The sequence below is a fragment of the Maridesulfovibrio bastinii DSM 16055 genome, from assembly GCF_000429985.1.
GTDB classification, from domain to species: Bacteria; Desulfobacterota; Desulfovibrionia; order Desulfovibrionales; family Desulfovibrionaceae; genus Maridesulfovibrio; species Maridesulfovibrio bastinii.
The window spans coordinates 45,744-60,151 of the sequence record NZ_AUCX01000010.1 but is presented as its reverse complement, the minus strand read 5'-3'; the positions used below and the strand labels follow the sequence as shown (position 1 = coordinate 60,151).

The following is a 14,408-nucleotide window of genomic DNA, read 5'->3' as shown; positions in this document are numbered from 1 at the left end:
GTTTTCTTATTAAAGTAAGTGATCCGTGTTTATATAAGACCCATGGACACAAAAATTGACAGGGCGATTATTCCGATTATGCCGGCAACAGCGCGCGGAATTGTCAGATACTTGAGTCCCTGCTTGGTATTAAGGTTGAAGAACTGGGTCATAATCCAGAAGCCGCTGTCATTCAGGTGGCTGAGAACCATTGTTCCGCAACCGATTGAAAGAGTTGCTGCGACAGGGGAAAGACCGAGTGAATCAAGCATGGGGAGAATGATAGCTGCTGCGGTAAGACCTGCAGTTGTCATGGAGCCCACGGCAATCATGATGATTGATGCAGTAAAGAAAGGAACGAGAATAGGAAGAAGGCTGGTTCCTGCTACGATTGCACCGAGTTCTTTAATAACCGGAGCGTGCTTGAGCATACCGCCCATTGCTCCACCCATTGCAGTGATGAGCAGGGGCAGCAGAGCTACGGTAAGACCGCGGCTGACCCAGTTGCCAAAAATGATCTGTCTGACTTTGCAGTCCTTTTCACCGGTAGTACGGGTATGGAACTGTTTAACTTTTTCTGCTTTGTAGAATCCGAGAAGAACGGTGAATACTACACCGATTGAAAGGGCAATAACTCTGTCACCGATTGAGGTGAAGAATGTCAGTGAGCTGCCGCCTTCATCCATGTAAACTTTGGCGAAAGATGCGAAGGTGATGAGAACAACAGGAATAAGAACAGGAAGCATGGCCATGAAAGCATTGGGAAGACCTGGTTCGTGAATGATAACATCTTCAACGCTATCGGATTTGGCAGCTTCAAAACCTTCAACAAAGTCCTCACGGGGTTCAATCCATTCTTTAGCAGCCCAGCCGCGGAGAAGGAGCCAGGTTCCGAAGAATGCGATGAAAGCTATGACTGTTCCCCAGAAAATAGTGAGTCCGAGGTCAGCTCCATACATGAGCGCAATTGCAAGAATACCGGGAGTAGGGGGAACAAGACCGTGAGTGAGTCCAAGTCCCATGCCGATGAAGGATGACATGGAAGACATGGATATTTTTTTACGTTTTGACAGAATGGATGCGATTGGAGCTGTCAGAACCATTGTAATATCACCGAAAACCGGGATGGATACAATGAATGCGGTTAAAGCCGGAGCAAGTTCAAGAACTTTACCGCGGAACAGACGAGTGAAGAAGTTCGAAATAGAAGTAGCAGCACCGGTATCCTGAATACCCATGGCAAGTATGGAACCGAGGATGATTGTTACGCCGATACCTTTCAGTGTTCCACCGAAGCCGGAGTTGATAAGGTTGACTGTTCCGATGATATTATTTCCAAGAGCCAGTCCGAGACCGATGCTTGTCAGGAAAAGAGCAAGGACAGGATGCATTTTGACCTTCATGATCATAAGCATCAGAAATGCGATAGCGATAGCAAGGATTATTAAAAAACTTAATGGAGTCATTGTATTCTCTTTTTTTATACCGAAGGCAGCTGTTAATTGGTTTTAAAGCCATCCATAACCGTAAAGTTCAGCTGATTTCCGGTGTTAACACGTTTCATTCCTCTACAAGAGATTTTACTCAAATCAATGCGCACATTCAGTCTTCTGGCAGGTTAACTGGGTGCTTTGGCAAAGACTTCTTATGGCTATCACCATCTTTGTTACCCCTGACGGATAATAACCATCTTTTATCCTGCATGTGGCTTAAGCAGGATTTTTTCTCTGTTAGTGTGCTTTTAAATATTAAGCGGTAACTCCGCCGCCCTTTTACCGGGTTTAATCCGGTAACCCTCTGTTGTATATCTTATGCTCGAACAGTAATTTAAAACTGCCGGCAACTATTAACTGTCTTTCCTCCCTTTATTATTCTGTTTTGAAGAATTTAACAGCTTCCACCTTTAAGTTAACAGCTTGTGATAAGTTCTTCGTTTGTTGGCTTGTGTGCGACAATATCGTATTTCGTTCACACCAAAAGAGAAAAAATTATAATAATGACAGACAACTGGTCATATTCAATATTGGTCTGCCACAAATCGACAATGGAATAATTGCTATAAGGGCTTTATTCAGAGTCGAAGAAAAATTGTTTCGTCAACATTAATATAAAGGCTTTCAACGTGTGCGCCATTATCGCACTTTGTCCGTATAAATTGAGAAAGCAAGCCCTTATATCAATTGCGCCACTTGTAAATGAAAGTGACTTATAATGTAACTCAAGTTGTTCTATATTATCGCACAGAGTTCACATTATATATGAAAAAAATTACAATTCAGAACTTATCTGCTGCGCAATCTGAGTGATTCGCTCAGAAATTGTTGCCAGCATTTTGGAAGAGATTCCGGCTTTAGCCCCGGAAATACTGATCGCAGCGATAACTTCACCATCATAATTGCGTACCGGTGCAGCAATGCACATTAAACCCGGTACATGTTCCTCATCATCGATACTGATTCCTTTTTCACTTATGGATTTCAGCTCTTTACGCATTTCATCCATATCAGTGATCGTATTAGGACCTCGTCTTTCAAGGGGACCCATCTGCCTGAGGATGCGTTCACGTTTGGATTCATCCATAAAGGCCAGCAGGCACTTGCCGACAGCGGTGCAATACATGGGATTTTCAGCTCCAACAGCAGATTGCATGAATATTGCCTTTTCGCCATGAATTTTAGCTATGTAGACGACCATGCCGTTTCTTTCCACAGTCAAATGAACTGTTTCTGAAAACTCCTGAACCAGTTTTTCCATATAGCGCTGGGCCTTTCGTACAATAAGGCTGTGGCGCTGAACAGCTCCACCAAGTCTTAAAAGTTTCAGGCCAAGCGAATATCTGGAGTCTCTGGGGTTCTGCTCAAGGTATCCTTTATGAGCCAGAGTGCTAATCAGTCCGTAGGCAGTGCTTTTGCTTAAATCCAATTTATTTGCGATTTCAGTTACACTGAGATCTGAAGATGATCTTTCGAACAGCTCCAGAATGTTTAGTGCTCTCGCAACGGATTGAATTATTCTACCTTCTGACATTTAGCCCCTCTTTTTGTTCGACATTGTCGAACGACGTTTTTAATAATATAGCGATACCGCCAGAACAAAAAGCTGTCAATCCCAATTTGTGAAAAAAAAGTCATAAAAGAAATTACATTTTAAAATATTCTTCTAAATCAATATTTTATATAACTATTAAATGCGTTGATATTATTATAGGTATCGCGTAAACCGGAATTGTCTACAAAACAAAAGGAGTATGCTTTGAAAATTATATTTTTATTTTATATTTGTATTCTTATGATCTTTTCTGGATGTTCAACAGCGAATAATCAAAGTGATAATGTGAATATAGATGAGTATATAGAATATCATAGTGATATATATGCATCAGGAAAAGCATCTTATTATGCAGATAAATTTCAGGGTAGAAAAACAGCAAGTGGAGAAGTTTTTGATCAAAATAAAAAAACTGCTGCACATAGAAGTTTACCATTCGGAACAAGATTAAAGATTACAAATATTAAAAATAATAAAAGTGTAATCGTAAGAGTAAATGATCGTGGACCATACTCTAAAAGGATTTTAATAGATTTATCAAAATCAGCTTTTGCTGCGATAGGTAATACCAGATCCGGTATAATTAATGTTCGTATAGAAAAGGTTGGGCCGTAACCCTTGCAGGATTATGGTGCTTTAAACTTTTGAACTGCCAAAAGCTTAAAATATCCTTCTGGCACTGATAAAATGTTTTACCCAATATGGATTGTTCATTGAAGATTCTCTGACTGATTTCCCGGAACTTGGAGAATGCACAAATGTTTTTTCTCCTGTGGCTATGCCAACATGTAAAGATTTTCCTTTTTTGGTTACTTTGTAAAAGATAAGGTCGCCTGCATTAATAGCACCTTTGACTCGTTTTCCGGTGCTTATCTGAGCAGAAGTCATTCTGGGTAGATTGATTCCATTTTTATTGTAAACGTACCATGCGAATCCGGAGCAATCGAAACCTGTCTTTGGTGAATTACCTCCCCATTTGTAAGGGATGCCTATCAGAGAGCGCGCTGTTGAAACTATTGCAGCTGCTTTTTTATGGTGAAGCTGGCCTGAACTGAAGCTTTCAGTTTTTCCAGTACCTTTTATTGGCAGTTCAGGGCGTACAGATTTAGATGCGCACCCGCTGGAAGACATGAGTATAAGAATAGTCAGCGTCAAAAAGCAGAACTGAGACCAGCTATTTGCTGTTGCGACCTTTTCAATTGAACTCTGATCAGTCATGGACTCCCTCAAAAGTAAATGTGTTACCAACTATGACTACGCTGTCTTTTTTATCTCTATAACCGGGCTGACTTATGGCTCTTTGTGGATATTTGAGCTTTAAACTACAGTAAAAAGCGGGGATTGTCTGTCCGGCAAATGGATTACAATATATCCGTCCTGCTGACGGTGATTATGGTCGATTATATAGTTATGGGCTGCTTCATGGAAATTTCAGGTCCTGACTTTAAAAAATTTCTTCCCGGTTGTGTAAGGGGCTGTTCTTAATATTTCAATTTTCTTCTTTATAAAAGTCAATATCATTAACTGTATACTATATTGACAATTTATCCGCACGAGAATAATTCTGTCCAAGCCGCTTTTATACAATTAATAAGGTGTCAGTGTGGAAGAAAATTTAAATCATAAGATAGATCTCATCGTCAAAACAGACGGGTTGCTCAAAGATTATATAGAGTCAGTTGTTTTAAAGAAAATCAAATCTGGAATGGCTGCCGATATATTCGATAATGTCACTCCATATCATATACGCGCTGCATTACTGCTACGCAACATTGAACCATGTTCCCTCAAAGAATTTGCAACAGCCATGCGTCTGTCAAAAGCTTCGGCTTCAGCTCTGGTGGAGCGAATGGTTCAGGCCGGTACGGTAGAACGTGAAATGAATCCTGATAACAGGCGTGAAATTCTGGTTAAAGTCAGTCCTGCTCTTGAGCAGCATATTTCATACGTGCATGCTGAGTTGATAAAATGGTTCGGTTCTATAACAGAGGAGATGGGCGTTGAAACTGTTGAAAAGTGGTATGAAGTAATGAATTCTTTACGTTCCGTGCTCACAGACAGACTTAAAAATGGCGATTCTTACGAACCTGAGGGAAAGTACGGAGTCTGTAATGAACGGTAAGCAGCATTTTTTCAGTGACCGGACAATCGTCTTCATGCTCGCCGTACTTGGAGCTTTTCCACCATTATCCACAGATCTCTATCTTCCTGCTCTGCCACACATGATGGGTGCTCTTAATGCCAGCCAGAGTGCCGTAAATCTCAGCTTAAGCCTCTTTTTAATTTTTTTCTCGTTCGGAATACTTTTCTGGGGACCTGTCAGTGAAAAGTACGGGCGTAAGCCTATACTGATGAGTGGGTTGTTGCTGTATATTGCAGGAAGTGCCGGCTGCGCTATGGCTGTAAACGTCGAGATGTTGATTGTTTCAAGAATTTTTCAGGCGTTTGGAGGTGGAGCAGCAGAAGCCGTTGCGACGGCCATGGTTAAAGATTTGTACAGTGGCAGGAAACGTGAGCGGGTTCTTGCTGTTGTCATGGCAATGGTTGTTGTTGCCCCGGTGATTGCTCCTGTTCTGGGTGCATTTATTTTTAAATTCCTTTCATGGCGTTCTATTTTCTGGTTTCTGACTTTTTTTGCCTGCGTGGCAGCCCTGATGTCATCCTTTCTGGATGAAACACTTGCCACACGTTATGAAGGGTCTGTCCTGCATTCACTCGGCAGGTTGGGAATAGTTCTTAAAAACCCCGGTTTTTCATCGCTCCTGTTGAATTTTTCCATTGTTCATCTGCCGCTGCTTGCTTTTATTGCTTCATCCGCTTTTATTTACATCAACGGTTTCGGTATGAATGAACAGGAATACGGATTGTATTTTGGATTCAACGCCGTGGGTTCATTAATAGGCCCGTTGCTTTTCATGCGCTTATCAAAATTTGTTAACAGCAGAACAATTATCACCGTCAGCCTGAGTATGATGCTGATCTGCGGGATTCTTCTGGAGTTGTTCGGGCCAAAATCGCCGATTTTTTTTGCTGCGATAATGTTTGTCTGCACCATAGGTGTAAGCATGATGCGCCCTCCATCTGCGAACATCCTATTATCTCAGCAGGATGGGGATACCGGCTCTGCTGCATCTCTCATAAATTTTACTGCGCTGTTTCTGGGAAGTATCGGAATGTATCTGATTTCACTGGCAACTGAAAATCCAATACCCGTGCTTGGGATTATGATGATCTTTATCGGTGCGGCCTGCTGTATTTCGTGGCTCCTGCTGCGGAACAGGTCATTTGTAAGAAAATAGGTATTTATTATTTTGTATTAAGATCAGGCCCCACAGTGATAAACTACAGGGCCTTTTTTAATTTAAAAAAGCCTTCGTAATTTTAAATCACGAAGGCTTTTAACATAAAGGAATTATGAAGATTTTATCTTTATTTTTCCTTTATCCTCCCACCGATACATTAGGGCAATGGGGTTTGACCAGATCTTTCAGGTAGAGCACGTGTTCTCTGTCAGGAGGGTTGACTCCCTTTAGAGGGTAATCCCGGTCAAGTTGCTCCCATTTTGGTTCTCCCAGCCTGTGATACGGAAGAATATCAAGTCCCTGCACACTGTTTCCCAGAGATTCGACAAACTCAGCTGTAGCTTTAATGTTCTCCTCCGAGTCATTTTTGCCCGGAATAAGCGGGATTCTTATTCTGATGTCTATGCCCTTTTGAGCTGCCATGCTGATATTGTTGAGAATCTGCCTGTTCGGGGCTCCGGTCAGCTTCTCGTGACTTGCCGAATCCATATGCTTGATGTCCGTCAGCAGAAGATCCACATGATCGAGTACTTTGGAAAAAGTTTCCTCGGGGCACATAGCGCAACTTTCAATAGCTGTATGAAGTCCGCGTTTACGGGCCTCTTTCAGAGCTTCGATCAAAAATTCGGGTTGCATGGTGGGTTCTCCGCCGGAGAATGTTATCCCGCCATTGGAGTTTTGGTAAAAAAGGCGGTCTCTCTCGACTTCTTCCATCACTTCGGCAACAGTCATGTAACGGCCGACAATGGTCATGGAGCCAGCGTAACATTTTTCAATGCATTCACCACAGTATGTGCATTTATCCCTGTCTATTTCAACTTTGAAATCTTCATGGATAGTTATCGCATTTTCCGGGCAGAGAGTCGCACATTTTACGCATCCTATACAGTGATGGGGAACGCGCATTATTTCAGGTTTTAGACTCATGGACTCAGGGTTTTGACACCATTGGCATCTCAAGGGGCATCCTTTGAGAAAAACAAGAGTGCGGATACCTCCACCGTCATGAACTGCAAAACGTTGAATATCGAAAACAAGACCTGTAAGCGGGGCTTTGTTTTTATCCTCTAGGCTGAATCTGTGCTGGCGTTCTTTCCATCTCATTATTTGGTCCTGTTATGAACGGCCCCGGTCTGCGCGACCGGGGCCTGAAGTCTTAGAATGTTTGTTCAGTACGGGCCAGAATGTCATCCTGGAGTGATTTATCAAGGGCTGTATAAAATGCGCTGTAGCCGGCAACGCGAACTACAAGACCTTTGTATTTTTCAGGGTTTGCCTGAGCATCCAGCAATGTATCACGGCTGATGACGTTATACTGGACATGGAATCCACCGTTCTGGAAGTAAGTCTCAGTAACCGCTTTAAGGTTATCCAGTCCTTTTTCACCTTCAAGAGCAGAGGGATGGAATTTCTGGTTAAGCAGTGTTCCGTTGGATGCAATTTCGTGATCCAGCTTGGCGACAGAAAGAACTGATGCCGTAGGACCGCAGGAATCATATCCGGAGATAGGTGAAACGCCGTCTGCAAGCGGAGTCCATGCTTTTCTGCCGTCAGGGGTTGCCATTACAACAGAGCCTAAAGGCACATTGGCTGATGCCGGATAGAGTCCCGGCTGGAACTTGCCGCCACGGGGATTGGTATATTTGTTGACTTCATTGCAGTATGCAAGAGCTGCTTCCCTTGCGATCTCATCTGCGAAATCATCATCATTACCATATTTGGGCGCACGGTTGATAAGCATCTGGCGCAGATCTTCCATTCCTTCAAAGTTCTTGGCCAGTGCATCATGAAGTTGTTCCAGAGTTATAGCTTTATCTTCAAATACAAGCTTTTTGATAGCACTCAGTGAATCACCTGCGTTGGCAACTCCAACTCCCTGCGGGCCGGTAAAGTTGTAATGTGCTCCACCTTCCTGAAGTGAAAGACCTTCTGAGATGCAGTCATCAACAAGTGACGACAGGAAAGGCAGCGGGCAGTGTTTTGCATGTGACATATCAACAGCGTTGTCTGCTGCTGCCATGAGTTTTACAAAGTATGCAGTCTGCGTTTTGTATGCTTCCATCACATCGTCAAATGATTTGAATGAATCTATATTACCTGTCTTAGGTCCGAGCTGCTTTCCGGTTCTCTGATCCACTCCGTCATTGAGGCTTAGTTCAATGATTTTAGCCATATTGTAGAATGCTGCATCGTGCCAGCCTTCTGTCTTTCCGCCAACCTGTGGTTCAACACAGCCGATGATGCCGTAATCGCGGGCATCTTCACGTTCCAGACCGCGTGCAAGCAGAGCCGGAACAATGACTCTGTCATTGTAGTATGCCGGGTATCCAAGACCCATACGGCTCAGTTCGGCTGCTTTGTGGTAGAGCGGATCAGGAGTGCCTTCATGGATGCGTATGGAAAGAGATGGAGCGTAAAGCTTGGTGTTGGCACTGGCCTGAAGGATAAGATAGGACATAGCGTTGGTTGCATCGGATCCGTCACGTTTCTGTCCTCCCACTATCAGGTTCATAAACATGGGGTATCCGGCAAAAGCCATGGTCGAATCTTCGTCACGGACCTTGTTCAGTTCAGAGAACTTGATCCAGAGCATATCAAGAAGTTCCTGCGCTTTTTCAACGGTAATGTTGTCCATTTTAAGGAATGGATTCATGTACTGGTCGAAACGCATTGGTGAAATTGAATGTCCGTTGGATTCAATCTGGATGACAAGATGGATAAACCAGAATGACTGAAGAGCTTCCTGAAATGTTTCAGCAGGTTCAGCAGGAACCTTGCGGCAGATGCGGGCTATTTCCATAAGCTCGGCTTTGCGTTCCGAGTCTTCACTTGCTGTAGCCATCTTTTCAGCAAGAACTGCGAATCTTTCAGCAAAGGCGATAACCGCTTTGTTGGAGATGATGACAGACTTCAGGAAATGCATTTTATTAAGCTGTGATGAATCTGAAAAATCTATTTCAGCAAGCCGCTCTTCAGCTTGAGCAATTATGGAATTAAGACCTTTGGTCAGGACTTTTTCGTAGTTGGCTGAGATGTGTCCCACACCATTATAAAAATAGTTTCCAACCGTGTAGACAACCTCATTATGAGCTTCAAGAGATTCTGGAGGCATGAGATTAGAGGCAATCTCGTTTACTGTTTTACCATCCCAGTAAGAAAATGCGTCACGCAGTTTTGTTTTTACATCTTCGGAGATAAGGAACACGTCAGCTGTACGTTTTTCAAGACGGTCAAGTTCAGCTTCAACCCATTTGCAGGAAAATTCAGGAAATATTGGAGCTGATCTGGGCATGGAACATTGGTTTCCGACAATAACCTCATCATCCTGAATAAAAATTGACATGTTGGACAGGATCTTTTCCAGAGCTTTGGCTCTGCGCACGGGCATGGGCTGTCCTTCAGTTTCCTTATAGGCTTCAGTAATGAGAACAGCGCGCTCAGCGCATATAGCCGGAGAGGTATTAAGAAAACGGTCCAGAATTTTTTTGATACGTTCAGACGCTCCAACACTCTTCGGGATTTCAACACCTGGTTTGTTTTTGGTCATTGTTCCATTCCTTATTCTTAATGGTTTATTTAAATCCTGTTCTTTTATTTGTAATAAGCTGCAAGGCCGGCTTCGGCACAAGCCGTGTCCTCTTCCACACTTCCTCCGCTGACACCTATTGCACCTATTATTTTACCATCTTCTTCAATAGGCAGACCTCCTCCGAAAATTACAATCCTTCCATTGTTTGAATGCTGGATTCCATAAAGCTGTTCACCCGGCTGTGAAATTGAACCCAGAGTTGCGGTGGGCATTTTTACCGCCACAGCGGTAAAAGCCTTGTTGAGTGACAGATCAATGCTGGCCAGCAGAGCGTCATTCTGGCGTACATGGGCTACTAGATTAGCTCCCTGATCAACTACCGCGATGACCATGGGAACTCCGATTTCTTTTGCTTTTTTTTCAGCTGCGGCAATCATATGCAGTGCAGTTTTAGTATTCACCGGCATTTGGGTCCTCCTGAATTTTTCAAGGAATATCCGTGGTTATTCTGGGTCCATGTCGACAGTCTTGCTCTGGTCCGGGCAGACTCAGATAAACAGGAATTCCCCTTGCTCAATACATTAAGAGAAAATTGTGCCAGAGATAATAATATTTGATATTTTAATATGTTAAATAGTAAAGAGAGATTTTTTTATTGTTCCTTAATTTTGATTTGTCACCCCTGGTTGACAAGGTGAGACATTAAAATCAGGTGTTCGGCTGCAAATCACAGACAGTGTAAGGATTTTTACAGGATGTTACTTTAGTTGACATCTTTCATGCTAAAGTTGTCAGCTCTATGCTTTATAGACTTTAAGAAATGTGATGTGTGTCATTATGGGGCTATAATCTTAGTGCTTTGTCTAAAAAATATGTATTGCTATAAGAATGTAGTTCAATTCATTGTGTTGTGCTAAAATAATAAAAAGATATTTTTTGTGCTTTAATAACCGGTAAAGATATTTGTTGGGCATTTTTTGTACCGCACAATTGTTATTTCGCATATTTCAACATTAAAAACATGTTTAGAGTATAAAGCTAAAAATGGATTCAGAAAAAGTTTTTTCAAATAACACGGCGCAGTTGCCGGAAGATTTTCTTGAAGAGATTAATCTGCTGCGTGGAAGGATAGAGGAACTTGAGGCTTCACAGTCACTTTGTGGAAATCTGGGCGGCAGATGTTCGGTAAAAAACAGTTGGGACGGACTTAGTAAAAGTGAAGAAGAGTACCGCTTTGAGGATTACTTTGATGTTGAGGCCTTGCAGAAAATTCAGGACGCATTTTCAGAAGCAACCAACGTCGCGTCAATCATAACCGATCTTGACGGCCGTCCTATTACAAAACCCAGCAGGTTCTGCCGGTTATGCCGGGACCTTATCCGCAGGACTCCCAAGGGCTTGAAAAATTGTATGCGCTCTGATGCTTCTTTCGGAACCAAAAGTCCTCTGGAGCCGATAACTCGGCCCTGTCTAAGTGGTGGATTATGGGACGGAGGTACCAGTTTTTATGTTGGTGACCGCCACATTGCCAACTGGATAGTGGGACAGGTTCGCTGTCCGCCGCAGGACGATGAGCGGATCAAATCCTACGCCCGTGAAATCGGCGTGGATGAAGATGTGTTTATGGATGCTTTGAGTGAAGTCCCGGTGATGTCCCGCGAGCAGTTTTTAAACGTCTGCAACGCATTATGTCTTATTGCTAATCAGCTTTCTATTCTGGCCCGTAAAAATTTTCTTCAGGCTCAGGCTATTGAAAGAAGGCACGTTGCGGAAGCGGCTCTAAGAGAGAGTGAGGAAAGATTCCGCCAGCTTGCACAGTCTACTTTTGAAGCAATTTTTTTCCATCATGAAGGAGAAATCCTTACTTCCAATAAAGCCGGGCAGAGGGTTTTCGGCTATAATCAGGAGGATTTTTCAGGGCTTAGAATTGAAGATCTGGCCACTCCTGATTACAGGAATCTGGTTCGTGAATACACTTCTGAAAATCGTAAATCCCGCTTTGACGCCAACTTTCGCAACCGTGACGGTAAAGAACTGATTTGCGAAATTCAGCAGCGTGAAATTATATTTCAGGGAGAAAAGGTAAGTGTCTGCGCTATTCGCGATATTACTGAAAGAGTTGAATCCGAGCGACAGGCCAAAGAAAAAGAGCAACAGCTGATTCAGGCTGATAAAATGGTTTCACTGGGAATTCTTGTCTCCGGTATGGCGCATGAAATTAATAACCCGAACAGTTTTATGACCCTTAACCTCCCGTTAATGGATGAAATCTGGGCGGATATTTCACCTGTGCTTGAAGATTATTATCATGAGAATGGAGAATTCCTTGCCGGAGGGCTTGAGTACTCGGAACTAAGGAGTTTCATGCCCGATCTGCTGTCCAGAATGCGTGAGGGGGCTACGCGCATAAGCGGCATAGTCAACAGTCTCAAGGATTATTCCAGACTCCAGCCCGGTGAACTTATGTGGGATGTTGATCTCGACAGTGTTATTAAAAATTCGTTGCGGCTTTTAGAAAATATGATCAGCAAAACCACGCAGAAATTTAAAATTGATCTTGCTGACAACCTGCCTCCAGTGCGCGGAAACTCGCAGCGACTTTCACAGGTGCTGATAAATCTGCTTGTTAATTCCTGTGAAGCTCTAACTGACCGCAGTCAGGGAATCTATCTCTCCTCCCGTTATGTTGAAGAAGAAAATAAAATTGACATAATTGTCTGTGATGAAGGGATAGGGATAAAAGAAGAGCATTTGAAAAAAATAATGGATCCTTTTTTTACTACTAAACGGAACTGCGGTGGGACGGGACTTGGATTGTCTGTATCTTCATCAATTGTTCAGGAACATGGTGGAGAGCTGGTATTTACGGCAAATCCGGGCGGTGGAACAGTGGCAAGATTTTCAATTCCTGTAACAGGGGAAGGGGAAAAGGATGCATAAATCATCAGGACTGACACCAAGATATCCTTTGCTGCTGGTTGATGATGAAGATTCATGGCTGCACAGCTTCAGAGCAACCTTAAAATCTCAGGGCATAGATAATGTTGTTCTTTTAAATGATGGAACAAAAGTCATGGAAACTCTTGGCTCCCGCATGTTCTGTGCCGTTGCCATAGACCTTATGATGCCTAATGTCTCCGGCGAAGACCTCATCCCCCGGATAGTGGAAGAGTTTCCTGAATTACCTGTGCTGGTTATTTCCGGGCTTAATGAAATTAAGTCGGTGGTCAACTGTATCCGTAAGGGCGCATTTGATTTTATTGTGAAAACCGAGGACAGAAATACCCTGATTGCCGGGATCAGGCATGCCATAGAAATTTTTGAACTGCGGCAGGAAAATACTTCATTACGGCAGAGATTTTTCAAGGATGGTCCGGACAGGCCCGAGCTTTTCAGTGAAATAATCAGCTCTCATAAGGATATGATATCTATATTCAAATATATTGAAGCAATATCAGAAACCTCAAGAGCTGTCCTTATTACCGGGGAATCAGGGGTTGGCAAGGAGCTTATCGCCCGGGCTGTCCACAAAGCCAGTGGACGCAAGGGACGATTTGTGCCTGTTAATGTTGCCGGTCTGGATGATAATATTCTTTCAGATACTATGTTCGGTCATAAAAAAGGGGCTTTTACCGGAGCAAGTGAATCGCGAATCGGGCTGGTGGAGAAAGCCAGCAACGGAACCCTTTTTCTGGATGAAATCGGCGATATGAGCCAGGTTTCCCAGACGAAGCTTTTGCGGCTTTTGCAGGAAAAAGAGTTCATGCCCATAGGCTCGGATATGGCTAAACGTTCAAGTGCAAGAATTGTTGCTGCTACCCACAAGCCCATAAGTGAGATGCAGGAGAGTGGTAAATTCAGGAAAGATCTTTTTTTCAGGCTGCGCGGGCATATCATCCAGATTCCGCCGTTAAGAAACAGAATGGAGGATCTGCCGCTTCTGATTTCATATTTCGTGGAAGAGACTAGGGCTGATACAGGAATGGACTTCAAGGCTTATGTACATGATATTGCATCTTTTTTAAGCGATTACTCTTTCCCCGGAAATATTCGGGAATTGCAGCACATGGTGCATGATGCGGCAAGTCTGTGCGGGGATGGTATACTTAAACCGGAGCACTTTAAAAATCTGCTCGGAGTTACTGAAAGTAACGGAAATGCTTTTGGTCAGTCCTCGTCTGTGGAAAATATAACTTTTGGGAACAGGCTGCCGACATTGCAGGAAGTCCGCTCGGAACTTTTTGATGAAGCACTTAGAAGGACAGATGGCAATCAATCTTCTGCTGCTCAGCTGATAGGTGTCAGCAGACAGGCCGTCAGCAAATACTGTAAGAAAAAAAATGTGGAGCAGGGATAAACATCCATTATATGAATGTTTAGTGGCAGCTTGAATTTACGATTGCAGAATAGGGAGCATGTAAAAAGGATATCAATCAATCGTAACAGTATGTGCGCTAATTAATGGTGAAGGTCTATATTTCTTTTAAATTTAGTATATTAAATAAGTACTGTTATTTTTATATATAACATATCCCTTTTAAAATCGTTAA

Annotated in this window: 12 protein-coding genes; 6 read left to right on the top strand and 6 right to left on the bottom strand. The window is 43.0% G+C overall.

What is annotated here, in order from left to right; translation table 11 throughout:
* Positions 1-29: 29 nt before the first annotated feature.
* A complete protein-coding gene (locus tag G496_RS0105820; RefSeq protein ID WP_027178453.1) occupies positions 30-1,445 on the bottom strand; it encodes a GntP family permease in 1,416 nt (471 codons plus the stop codon).
* 802 nt (positions 1,446-2,247) lie between these two features.
* A complete protein-coding gene (locus tag G496_RS0105815; RefSeq protein ID WP_027178452.1) occupies positions 2,248-3,006 on the bottom strand; it encodes an IclR family transcriptional regulator in 759 nt (252 codons plus the stop codon).
* 225 nt (positions 3,007-3,231) lie between these two features.
* Here G496_RS0105815 and G496_RS0105810 point away from each other — a divergent pair, with 225 nt between their 5' ends.
* Positions 3,232-3,642: a septal ring lytic transglycosylase RlpA family protein gene (locus G496_RS0105810; RefSeq protein ID WP_027178451.1), complete on the top strand. Its 411-nt coding sequence runs from the start codon at positions 3,232-3,234 to the stop codon at positions 3,640-3,642.
* Positions 3,643-3,687: 45 nt separating this feature from the next.
* On the opposite strand, the gene G496_RS0105805 is transcribed toward G496_RS0105810, so the two are convergent.
* Positions 3,688-4,245: a C40 family peptidase gene (locus G496_RS0105805; protein WP_051294860.1), complete on the bottom strand. Its 558-nt coding sequence runs from the start codon at positions 4,243-4,245 to the stop codon at positions 3,688-3,690.
* Between the two features lie 138 nt (positions 4,246-4,383).
* Here G496_RS0105805 and G496_RS21555 point away from each other — a divergent pair, with 138 nt between their 5' ends.
* From G496_RS21555 to G496_RS0105790, 3 genes are all read left to right on the top strand, one after another.
* Positions 4,384-4,512, top strand: a complete 129-nt coding sequence (locus tag G496_RS21555) for a hypothetical protein (RefSeq protein ID WP_281171256.1) — start codon at positions 4,384-4,386, stop codon at positions 4,510-4,512.
* Between the two features lie 118 nt (positions 4,513-4,630).
* Positions 4,631-5,149, top strand: coding sequence for a MarR family transcriptional regulator (locus G496_RS0105795; RefSeq protein WP_027178449.1), 519 nt, complete (start codon positions 4,631-4,633; stop codon positions 5,147-5,149).
* Entirely contained in the window at positions 5,139-6,326 is a 1,188-nt protein-coding gene (locus G496_RS0105790; protein ID WP_027178448.1) for a Bcr/CflA family efflux MFS transporter, read from the top strand. Before G496_RS0105795 ends, G496_RS0105790 begins: the two co-directional genes overlap by 11 nt.
* A gap of 141 nt (positions 6,327-6,467) precedes the next feature.
* On the opposite strand, the gene G496_RS0105785 is transcribed toward G496_RS0105790, so the two are convergent.
* From G496_RS0105785 to G496_RS0105775, 3 genes are read right to left on the bottom strand one after another with little or no spacing between them, the layout of a single operon-like run.
* The gene (locus G496_RS0105785; protein ID WP_027178447.1) at positions 6,468-7,433 is read right to left on the bottom strand and encodes a glycyl-radical enzyme activating protein; all 966 of its coding nucleotides are present in this window, start codon (positions 7,431-7,433) and stop codon (positions 6,468-6,470) included.
* Positions 7,434-7,485: 52 nt separating this feature from the next.
* Entirely contained in the window at positions 7,486-9,876 is a 2,391-nt protein-coding gene (locus tag G496_RS0105780; RefSeq protein WP_034632528.1) for a glycyl radical protein, read from the bottom strand.
* Positions 9,877-9,920: 44 nt separating this feature from the next.
* On the bottom strand, positions 9,921-10,325 hold the full coding sequence (locus tag G496_RS0105775) for a GlcG/HbpS family heme-binding protein (RefSeq protein WP_027178445.1): 405 nt from the start codon (positions 10,323-10,325) through the stop codon (positions 9,921-9,923).
* Between the two features lie 577 nt (positions 10,326-10,902).
* Here G496_RS0105775 and G496_RS0105765 point away from each other — a divergent pair.
* Together G496_RS0105765 and G496_RS0105760 are read left to right on the top strand one after the other, a co-directional pair.
* The gene (locus G496_RS0105765) at positions 10,903-12,798 is read left to right on the top strand and encodes a PocR ligand-binding domain-containing protein (RefSeq protein ID WP_027178444.1); all 1,896 of its coding nucleotides are present in this window, start codon (positions 10,903-10,905) and stop codon (positions 12,796-12,798) included.
* On the top strand, positions 12,791-14,215 hold the full coding sequence (locus tag G496_RS0105760; RefSeq protein ID WP_027178443.1) for a sigma-54-dependent transcriptional regulator: 1,425 nt from the start codon (positions 12,791-12,793) through the stop codon (positions 14,213-14,215). The genes G496_RS0105765 and G496_RS0105760 overlap by 8 nt, the downstream gene beginning before the upstream one ends.
* Positions 14,216-14,408: the final 193 nt, after the last annotated feature.